The organism is Shigella sp. SIG6 (assembly GCF_053555815.1).
In genome coordinates, this window is the sequence record NZ_JBQZXC010000126.1 from 1 (window position 1) to 10,008 (window position 10,008).

6 protein-coding genes and 2 pseudogenes are annotated in these 10,008 nt (G+C 48.8%); 4 read left to right on the plus strand and 4 right to left on the minus strand.

The annotated features are described in order from the left end of the window. Positions 1 to 179: pseudogene (locus tag ACUU1M_RS16460) on the plus strand (NAD(P)H oxidoreductase); the annotation flags it as partial. An 81-nt stretch (positions 180 to 260) separates the two neighbouring features. Here ACUU1M_RS16460 and pflA read toward each other — a convergent pair. The 4 genes from pflA to ycaO form a co-directional block, all read right to left on the minus strand. Continuing rightward, entirely contained in the window at positions 261 to 1,001 is a 741-nt protein-coding gene (gene pflA, locus ACUU1M_RS16465; RefSeq protein ID WP_000111045.1) for a pyruvate formate lyase 1-activating protein, read from the minus strand. A gap of 191 nt (positions 1,002 to 1,192) precedes the next feature. Beyond that, on the minus strand, positions 1,193 to 3,475 hold the full coding sequence (gene pflB, locus ACUU1M_RS16470) for a formate C-acetyltransferase (RefSeq protein WP_001292813.1): 2,283 nt from the start codon (positions 3,473 to 3,475) through the stop codon (positions 1,193 to 1,195). Between the two features lie 54 nt (positions 3,476 to 3,529). After that, positions 3,530 to 4,387, minus strand: a complete 858-nt coding sequence (gene focA / locus ACUU1M_RS16475) for a formate transporter FocA (RefSeq protein WP_000642543.1) — start codon at positions 4,385 to 4,387, stop codon at positions 3,530 to 3,532. A gap of 405 nt (positions 4,388 to 4,792) precedes the next feature. Next, the gene (gene ycaO, locus ACUU1M_RS16480; RefSeq protein WP_005074079.1) at positions 4,793 to 6,553 is read right to left on the minus strand and encodes a 30S ribosomal protein S12 methylthiotransferase accessory factor YcaO; all 1,761 of its coding nucleotides are present in this window, start codon (positions 6,551 to 6,553) and stop codon (positions 4,793 to 4,795) included. A gap of 129 nt (positions 6,554 to 6,682) precedes the next feature. Here ycaO and ACUU1M_RS16485 point away from each other — a divergent pair. The 3 genes and pseudogenes from ACUU1M_RS16485 (at position 6,683) to aroA (ending at position 9,951) form a co-directional block, all read left to right on the plus strand. Continuing rightward, positions 6,683 to 7,310, plus strand: a pseudogene (locus tag ACUU1M_RS16485) (DUF421 domain-containing protein). Between the two features lie 198 nt (positions 7,311 to 7,508). After that, positions 7,509 to 8,597 (plus strand): 3-phosphoserine/phosphohydroxythreonine transaminase, encoded by a 1,089-nt coding sequence (gene serC, locus ACUU1M_RS16490; RefSeq protein WP_000057149.1) that lies wholly within the window; start codon positions 7,509 to 7,511, stop codon positions 8,595 to 8,597. Positions 8,598 to 8,667: 70 nt separating this feature from the next. Next, complete coding sequence (gene aroA, locus ACUU1M_RS16495) at positions 8,668 to 9,951, plus strand: 3-phosphoshikimate 1-carboxyvinyltransferase (protein WP_000445222.1); 1,284 nt, start codon at positions 8,668 to 8,670, stop codon at positions 9,949 to 9,951. Positions 9,952 to 10,008: the final 57 nt, after the last annotated feature.

Sequence of the window (10,008 nt, forward strand, 5' to 3'; positions counted from 1 at the left end):
AGATGGGCTGGGAAAAAAATATAAGCGATTATTTAAAAAATATGTGTAGTTATCTTGGTATTGAAGATGCCGATGTCACTTTCTTGTGTAATACAGTGGTATTCGATGGGGAAGAACTTCACGCGAGCTATTATCAGTCGTTATTATCTCAGGTACGGGATATGTTAGATGCACTATAAGATGTGTTAAAAACGCTGTAGCAGAATGAAGCGCGGAATAAAAAAGCGGCAACTCAATAAAGTTGCCGCTTTACGGGGAAATTAGAACATTACCTTATGACCGTACTGCTCAAGAATGCCTTTCACGCGTTCCATGGTCTCTTTCTTCGGTGGTTTAACACCATCGAGTTTGTATTCTTCACCCATCGCCACCCATTTGTGTTTGCCCAGTTCGTGGTAGGGGAGAAGTTCGATTTTCTCAACGTTACCCATATCACGGGTAAATTCACCGAGGCGATGCGCCGAATCGTCATCGTCAGACCAGCCTGGGACAACAACGTAGCGGCTCCACACCTTCACATTTTTGTTCGCCAGATATTTAGCGAACTCCAGCGTGCGGTGGTTGGAAACTCCAACCAGATTTTGGTGGATCTCGTCGTTCATCTGTTTGAGATCGAGCATTACCAGGTCGGTTACTTCCAGCAGTTCATCAATCACCGGATCGTAACGACGAACAAAACCGTTGGTATCCAGACAGGTATGAATGCCTTCTTTTTTACAGGCGCGGAACCAGTCACGAACAAACTCAGCTTGCAGGATTGCTTCACCGCCGGATGCGGTAACGCCGCCGCCGGAAGCGTTCATAAAGTGGCGATAGGTCACCACTTCCTTCATCAAATCTTCAACGGTAACTTCTTTACCGCCATGCGTGTCCCAGGTGTCGCGGTTATGACAATACAGGCAGCGCATCAGGCAGCCCTGGAAAAAGGTGATAAAGCGAATACCTGGGCCGTCTACGGTTCCACAGGATTCAAAGGAGTGAATGCGACCAATAACTGACATTGCGGTGTTTCTCCAGATGTGGCCCATCTGAGGCCGTGTTGGTGCGCAGCTCGAAGGCTACGTCGAGTCTGTTTTGGCAGTCACCTTAAAGTATAGATAGCTGACAAAAAAGGCTCTCGTGCTAAAAAAGGCCCCACTTTCGTGGAGCCTTTATTGTACGCTTTTTACTGTACGATTTCAGTCAAATCTAATTACATAGATTGAGTGAAGGTACGAGTAATAACGTCCTGCTGCTGTTCTTTAGTCAGCGAGTTGAAACGTACTGCGTAGCCAGATACACGGATGGTCAGCTGCGGATATTTTTCCGGGTTTTCCATCGCGTCGAGCAGCATTTCACGGTTCATCACGTTAACGTTCAGGTGCTGACCACCTTCGATGGATGCTTCGTGGTGGAAGTAACCATCCATCAGACCAGCCAGGTTGGTCTTACGAACTTCGTCGTCTTTACCCAGTGCGTTCGGAACGATAGAGAAGGTGTAGGAGATACCATCTTTAGCGTAAGCAAACGGCAGTTTAGCAACGGAAGTCAGAGACGCTACAGCACCTTTCTGGTCACGACCGTGCATCGGGTTAGCACCCGGTCCGAACGGCGCGCCAGCACGACGACCGTCTGGGGTGTTACCAGTTTTCTTACCATACACAACGTTAGAAGTGATGGTCAGAACAGACTGAGTCGGGATAGCGTCACGGTAGGTGTGCAGTTTCTGAATTTTCTTCATGAAACGTTCTACCAGGTCAACAGCCAGGTCATCTACACGCGGATCATTGTTACCAAACTGCGGGTATTCGCCTTCGATTTCGAAGTCGATAGCCAGACCGTCTTCGTCACGAATCGGTTTAACTTTCGCATATTTGATTGCAGACAGGGAGTCAGCAGCAACGGACAGACCAGCGATACCACACGCCATGGTGCGGATAACGTCACGGTCGTGCAGCGCCATCAGAGAGGCTTCGTAGCTGTACTTGTCGTGCATGTAGTGGATGATGTTCAGTGCAGTGATGTACTGTTTAGCCAGCCAGTCCATGAAGTGATCCATGCGCTCCATCACTTCATCGTAGCTCAGGAGATCGCCTTTGATCGGTTCAGACTTCGGACCAACCTGCATTTTCAGTTTTTCGTCAACGCCGCCGTTGATTGCGTACAGCATGGTTTTCGCTAGGTTTGCACGCGCACCGAAGAACTGCATTTGTTTACCAACGATCATCGGGCTTACGCAGCAAGCGATAGCGTAGTCATCGTTGTTGAAGTCCGGACGCATCAGGTCATCGTTCTCATACTGCAGAGAAGAGGTGTCGATGGACACTTTAGCGGCGAATTTCTTGAAGTTCAGCGGCAGTTTTTCAGACCACAGAATGGTCATGTTCGGTTCCGGAGACGGACCCATAGTGTACAGGGTGTTCAGGAAACGGAAGCTGTTTTTGGTAACCAGGGTACGACCATCGAGGCCCATACCACCGATAGATTCGGTTGCCCAGATTGGGTCGCCAGAGAACAGTTCATCGTATTCCGGAGTACGCAGGAAGCGAACCATACGCAGTTTCATGACCAGGTGGTCAACCATTTCCTGCGCTTCTTGTTCGGTGATCTTGCCAGCTTTCAGGTCACGTTCGATGTACACATCCAGGAAGGTGGAGGTACGACCGAAGGACATTGCAGCACCGTTCTGAGACTTAACAGCAGCCAGGTAGCCGAAGTAAGTCCACTGGATAGCTTCCTGAGCGTTGGTAGCCGGACCAGAGATGTCGTAGCCGTATTTCGCAGCCATTTCTTTCATCTGACCCAGAGCGCGGTGCTGTTCAGCGATTTCTTCGCGCAGACGGATAGTCTGTTCCAGGTTTACGCCGTTTTCCAGATCAGCCTGCAGAGAGGTGAACTGAGCGTATTTGTCTTTCATCAGGTAGTCGATACCGTACAGCGCAACGCGACGGTAGTCACCGATGATACGGCCACGGCCATAAGCATCTGGCAGACCGGTCAGAACACCGGATTTACGGCAACGCAGGATGTCCGGAGTGTAAACGTCGAACACGCCCTGGTTGTGAGTTTTACGGTATTCAGTGAAGATTTTTTTGATCATCGGGTCCAGTTCGCGGTTGTACGCTTTGCAGGAACCTTCGATCATTTTGATACCACCGAACGGGATAAGAGCACGTTTCAGCGGAGCTTCAGTCTGCAGACCAACAACTTTTTCCAACGCTTTATTGATGTAGCCAGCGTCGTGAGAGGTGATGGTGGAAGCAACAGCGGTGTCAAAATCAACTGGCGCGTGAGTGCGGTTTTCCAGTTTAACGCCTTCCATTACTTTGTCCCACAGGGTGGTGGTCGCTTCAGTAGCGCCAGCCAGGAAGGACTCGTCACCCTCGTACGGAGTGTAGTTTTTCTGAATGAAGTCACGGACGTTTACTTCATTCTGCCAGTCACCTTTGGTAAAACCTTCCCAGGCTGTGGCTAACTTTTCATTAAGCTCGGACATGTAACACCTACCTTCTTAAGTGGATTTTTTATTTACTGCGTACTTCGACAACCATTAATGGTGATCGTTTTCACGCAGGTAAATGACCCAGTATGTCAACCCAACCAACAAACCACCGCCGATAATATTACCGATCGTAACCGGGATCAGGTTATCAGTGATGAAGTTCATCACGGTCAGGTGAGAAAAATTTTCCGGTGCAGAACCGACAGCGGTCCAGAATTCCGGAGATGCGAAGTCGCGGATTACAATACCCATCGGGATCATAAACATGTTTGCGATACTGTGCTCAAAACCGCTGGCAACAAACATCGCGACCGGCAGCACCATAATGAACGCTTTGTCCATCAGGCTGCGGCCAGAATAACTCATCCATACTGCCAGACATACCATCAGGTTTGCCAGGATACCAAGACAGACGGCCTCAATAAAAGTATGGTGCACTTTGTGGTCGGCGGTTTGTAGGACGTTTAGTCCCCATTGACCATTTGCGGTCATATACTCGCCGGAAAGCCACATTAAAAGTACAAACAGCAGTGCGCCGACCAGGTTGCCAAAATAGACATTTAGCCAGTTTTTAGCCAACTGACCCCAGGTGATGCGCCCACTCGCCTTAGCAACAACAATCAACACTGTGGAAGTAAAGAGATCGGCTCCGCAGACAACACAAAGAATCAGCCCCAGAGAGAAGCAAATGCCGCCAACCAGTTTTGCCATGCCGAAGGGCAGTGTGCCTGTGCCAGTGGTTGCTGTGATATAGAAGACGAATGCGATTGAGATGAAAACACCGGCGGTAATCGCCAGATAGAAAGTCTTAAGCGGATGTTTCGTTGCTTTATAGACACCCGCCTCTTCGGCCACTTTGGCCATTGCAGCAGGAAGTAAAAGATCAAAAGGGTTGTCAGCTTTCACACTAACTCTCTCTTTATTAAGTCGGCGACGAGATACTAACAAAGCATTATAGATGAGAAATTGATATAGATCATATCTCGCCTGGCTTATAGGCCCGTAACTCGCATGGTTTTTATGTAAATACGGAGTAACTATTTGATTATCCAAATAAAAATAAATTTTAAAAATTAACAAATGAGTTGAATTTTTTCCGCATCCTCCGCTAAAACAGTTAATTAAAAGGGAGCATCAGGCGAATAAAGTAACAATATCGGTCGTATTTATTAAATACAAATTACCGATATTTAACCTTATAATTACAATTATTTTGTTAATGCAAATATATGTAAAGCGGGGCATTAAAAAAACGCCCCGTAATATAACTCAGACTAATCATTAAGCCTACATTGCGTAGGCTATTTGATTTTATTTTGCCCAGAATGCTGCTTTGGCGCGCTGCAGCTTTTCGTAGGCCTTCAACAACGACTGATGTGCAGCAAACGCGTGCAGATCGCTATCTACCGGTTGCAGGCCGTAAAACGCCGCTTCGCCGTTCATTGCCGCACTGGCGGCTTCTACGGCATCTGCGCCGTACATGCGAACAAACGCATTCAGATATTGCAGCGGCTGGCGATCTTCTTCCTGTGCCAGTAATAACAACGTTTGCAGGCAGCGATAATAGTTGGAGCGTTCCGGACTAAATACTGATGAGTTAAACTCCATCGTCCATTCGGTCCAGACCAGAGCCTGTTCCAGATCGCCACCAGCCAGCGCCAGCATGGCTTTTAATTCACCGATACGCAGGGTGTACCAACCGTTATCCGACCCGGTCGCCAGACCCAACAGCTCACGCACGCGGGTAAAGTCATCAAAACCTTCTTCATCCAGTTGCTCGATGAGGTTCAGGTAATCTTCTTTTTCCCACTCGCTGCCTGGTAGCGAAAGAATCGTTTCACGTAAATGGCTGCCCATACTGTTATTCGCGAGCCACAGATCTTCAGCCGGATAAATATCGGACATGCCAGGCACGATAATACGGCAAGCATAAACGCCCAGATGCTCGTAATCGGCAATATAAACTTCTTTATCTTCTTTGTTGAAGATAGCCATCAGCGTAGCAAACTCTTCTTCCGTGGTGCCGGAGAAATTCCAGTCCACAAACGGATAATTGGCATCCTGCTTGAACAGGTCCCAGGAGATTAAACCGCTGGAATCGATAAAGTGCGTTTCGAGGTTGGTATGTTCAGCGACTTCTTCATCATCGAAGGTTGGCGGAGTAAACACATCCAAATCTTTCAGGCCACGACCTTGCAGCAGCTCGGTCACGGTACGTTCCAGTGCTACGCCAAAATCAGGATGCGCACCGAAAGAGGCAAAGCAGGTGCCGTTTGCAGGATTAAACAGTACCACGCAAATCACCGGATACTGGCCGCCAAGGGAACCATCATATGCGAAGATCGGGAAACCTTCTGTTTCCAGTGTTTCGATCGCTTCAACCACCGCTGGGTAACGCGCCAGCACGTCTGCCGGGATTTCCGGCAAGCTGATGCTTTCAGCAATAATGCGGTTTTTCACGTAGCGTTCGAAAACTTCGGACAACCCCTGAACGCGTGCTTCGTTGCGGGTATTGCCAGCGGACATACCGTTAGAAACGTACAGGTTACCAATGATATTCATCGGAATATAAACGGTCTGATTGTCGGACTGGCGCGTAAACGGCAGACCGCAAATACCACGATCTTCGTTACCGGATTGTAGGTCAATCAGCATACTGCCGGTCAATTCATTCTCCGGATCGTAAAATGCGCGCAGACGGTCATCGAGCAGCCCTTCTGGCACATCGTCATTTTCGCTCAGTGGGAACCATTTTTCGTTGGGATAATGCACAAATGGACCGTTGGCGATGGTTTCGCCCAGCCAGAAATCAGCAAAAAAGTAGTTGGTTGAGAGACGCTCGAAATATTCACCGAGTGCAGAAGCCAGCGCCGCTTTCTTGGTTGCGCCTTTACCGTTGGTAAAACACAGTGCGCACTCTTTGTCGCGAATATGTACAGACCAGACGTTAGGCACGGGATTCAGCCAGGAGGCCTCTTCAATCTGAAAGCCGAGGTCTGAAAGTTTTTGCTGGAAGCGAGCGATGGAATCTTCCAGAGCGGCATCTTTGCCGGGGATAAATGTTTGCGTCATGAAAATCACTTTAGTCGTACGGAAAGCGCGCAATAATACGGGTTTTATCTCAAAGGCGCTATCACCGCCGCCATGCCGATGAACTGTTGACTATGCTTTTAGCGGATAAACCACGTTAAGAGCATAAAAATGAAGGCGTTCGATCTCCACCGTATGGCATTTGATAAAGTGCCTTTTGATTTCCTTGGCGAAGTTGCACTACGTAGTCTTTATACCTTTGTACTGGTTTTTTTGTTCCTCAAAATGACCGGAAGACGCGGTGTGCGGCAGATGTCGCTGTTTGAAGTGTTAATCATTCTCACGCTGGGTTCAGCGGCGGGAGATGTGGCGTTTTATGATGATGTGCCGATGGTGCCGGTACTTATCGTCTTTATCACTCTGGCGTTGTTATACCGCCTGGTAATGTGATGGCGAGCTGGCCTGGTCGAAACTCAATAACTCCAACATGACGGAATTTGAGTTCTTTATGGAGCTACGATTGCGTGGCGTGGAGCAGCTGGGGCAGGTACGTCTGGCGATTCTCGAAACCAACGGGCAAATCAGTGTCTATTTCTTTGAAGATGACAAGGTGAAACCGGGTTTACTTATTTTACCCAGTGATTGTACGCAGCGTTACAAAGTGGTGCCGGAGTCGGCGGACTATGCCTGCATTCGTTGTAGTGAAATCATTCATATGAACGCGGGGGAAAAACAATTATGTCCGCGCTGTGCAAATCCAGAATGGACGAAGGCAAGTCGGGCAAAACGGGTGACCTGACAGTAAAAACATCGGCTTTTTGCTAATAATCCGAGAGATTCTTTTGTGTGATGCAAGCCACATTTTTGGCCTCAACGGTTTTACTCATTGCGATGTGTGTCACTGAATGATAAAACCGATAGCCACAGGAATAATGTATTACCTGTGGTCGCAATCGATTGACCGCGGGTTAATAGCAACGCAACGTGGTGAGGGGAAATGGCTCAAATCTTCAATTTTAGTTCTGGTCCGGCAATGCTACCGGCAGAGGTGCTTAAACAGGCTCAACAGGAACTGCGCGACTGGAACGGTCTTGGTACGTCGGTGATGGAAGTGAGTCACCGTGGCAAAGAGTTCATTCAGGTTGCAGAGGAAGCCGAGAAGGATTTTCGCGATCTTCTTAATGTCCCCTCCAACTACAAGGTATTATTCTGCCATGGCGGTGGTCGCGGTCAGTTTGCTGCGGTACCGCTGAATATTCTCGGTGATAAAACCACCGCAGATTATGTTGATGCCGGTTACTGGGCGGCAAGTGCCATTAAAGAAGCGAAAAAATACTGCACGCCTAATGTCTTTGACGCCAAAGTGACTGTTGATGGTCTGCGCGCGGTTAAGCCAATGCGTGAATGGCAACTCTCTGATAATGCGGCTTATATGCATTACTGCCCGAATGAAACCATCGACGGTATCGCCATCGACGAGACGCCAGACTTCGGCAAAGATGTGGTGGTCGCCGCCGACTTCTCTTCAACCATTCTTTCCCGTCCGATTGACGTCAGCCGTTATGGTGTAATTTACGCTGGCGCGCAGAAAAATATCGGCCCGGCTGGCCTGACAATCGTCATCGTTCGTGAAGATTTGCTGGGCAAAGCGAATATCGCGTGTCCGTCGATTCTGGATTATTCCATCCTCAACGATAACGGCTCCATGTTTAACACGCCGCCGACATTTGCCTGGTATCTATCTGGTCTGGTCTTTAAATGGCTGAAAGCGAACGGCGGTGTAGCTGAAATGGATAAAATCAATCAGCAAAAAGCAGAACTGCTATATGGGGTGATTGATAACAGCGATTTCTACCGCAATGACGTGGCGAAAGCTAACCGTTCGCGGATGAACGTGCCGTTCCAGTTGGCGGACAGTGCGCTTGACAAATTGTTCCTTGAAGAGTCTTTTGCTGCAGGCCTTCATGCACTGAAAGGACACCGTGTGGTCGGCGGAATGCGCGCGTCTATTTATAATGCCATGCCGCTGGAAGGCGTTAAAGCGCTGACAGACTTCATGGTTGAGTTCGAACGCCGTCACGGTTAATGCCGAAATTTTGCTTAATCCCCACAGCCAGCCTGTGGGGTTTTTATTTCTGTTGTAGAGAGTTGAGTTCATGGAATCCCTGACGTTACAACCCATCGCTCGTGTCGATGGCACTATTAATCTGCCCGGTTCCAAGAGCGTTTCTAACCGCGCTTTATTGCTTGCGGCATTAGCACACGGCAAAACAGTATTAACCAATCTGCTGGATAGCGACGACGTGCGCCATATGCTGAATGCATTAACAGCGTTAGGGTTAAGCTATACGCTTTCAGCCGATCGTACGCGTTGCGAAATTATCGGTAACGGCGGTCCATTACACGCAGAAGGTGCCCTGGAGTTGTTCCTCGGTAACGCCGGAACGGCAATGCGTCCGCTGGCGGCAGCTCTTTGTCTGGATAGCAATGATATTGTGCTGACCGGTGAGCCGCGTATGAAAGAGCGCCCGATTGGTCATCTGGTGGATGCGCTGCGCCTGGGCGGGGCGAAGATCACTTACCTGGAACAAGAAAATTATCCGCCGTTGCGTTTACAGGGCGGCTTTACTGGCGGCAACGTTGACGTTGATGGCTCCGTTTCCAGCCAATTCCTCACCGCACTGTTAATGACTGCGCCTCTTGCGCCGGAAGATACGGTGATTCGTATTAAAGGCGATCTGGTTTCTAAACCTTATATCGACATCACACTCAATCTGATGAAGACGTTTGGTGTTGAAATTGAAAATCAGCACTATCAACAATTTGTCGTAAAAGGCGGGCAGTCTTATCAGTCTCCGGGTACTTATTTGGTCGAAGGCGATGCATCTTCGGCTTCTTACTTCCTGGCAGCAGCAGCAATCAAAGGCGGCACTGTAAAAGTGACCGGTATTGGACGTAACAGTATGCAGGGTGATATTCGCTTTGCTGATGTGCTGGAAAAAATGGGCGCGACCATTTGCTGGGGCGATGATTATATTTCCTGCACGCGTGGTGAACTGAACGCTATTGATATGGATATGAACCATATTCCTGATGCGGCGATGACCATTGCCACGGCGGCGTTATTTGCAAAAGGCACCACCACGCTGCGCAATATCTATAACTGGCGTGTTAAAGAGACCGATCGCCTGTTTGCGATGGCAACAGAACTGCGTAAAGTCGGCGCGGAAGTGGAAGAGGGGCACGATTACATTCGTATCACTCCTCCGGAAAAACTGAACTTTGCCGAGATCGCGACATACAATGATCACCGGATGGCGATGTGTTTCTCGCTGGTGGCGTTGTCAGATACACCAGTGACGATTCTTGATCCCAAATGCACGGCCAAAACATTTCCGGATTATTTCGAGCAGCTGGCGCGGATTAGCCAGGCAGCCTGAATGAACAACGGGCAATAAATAGCCAAATCTTTCTTTATCAAAACGTCGGCACATTGT

What these genes read in the sequence shown, in the direction of transcription:
- pflA (WP_000111045.1), bottom strand. Translation starts at nt 1,001, where the DNA reads ATGTCAGTTATTGGTCGCATTCACTCCTTTGAATCCTGTGGAACCGTA.
- pflB (WP_001292813.1), bottom strand. Translation starts at nt 3,475, where the DNA reads ATGTCCGAGCTTAATGAAAAGTTAGCCACAGCCTGGGAAGGTTTTACC.
- ycaO (WP_005074079.1), bottom strand. Translation starts at nt 6,553, where the DNA reads ATGACGCAAACATTTATCCCCGGCAAAGATGCCGCTCTGGAAGATTCC.
- serC (WP_000057149.1), top strand. Translation starts at nt 7,509, where the DNA reads ATGGCTCAAATCTTCAATTTTAGTTCTGGTCCGGCAATGCTACCGGCA.
- aroA (WP_000445222.1), top strand. Translation starts at nt 8,668, where the DNA reads ATGGAATCCCTGACGTTACAACCCATCGCTCGTGTCGATGGCACTATT.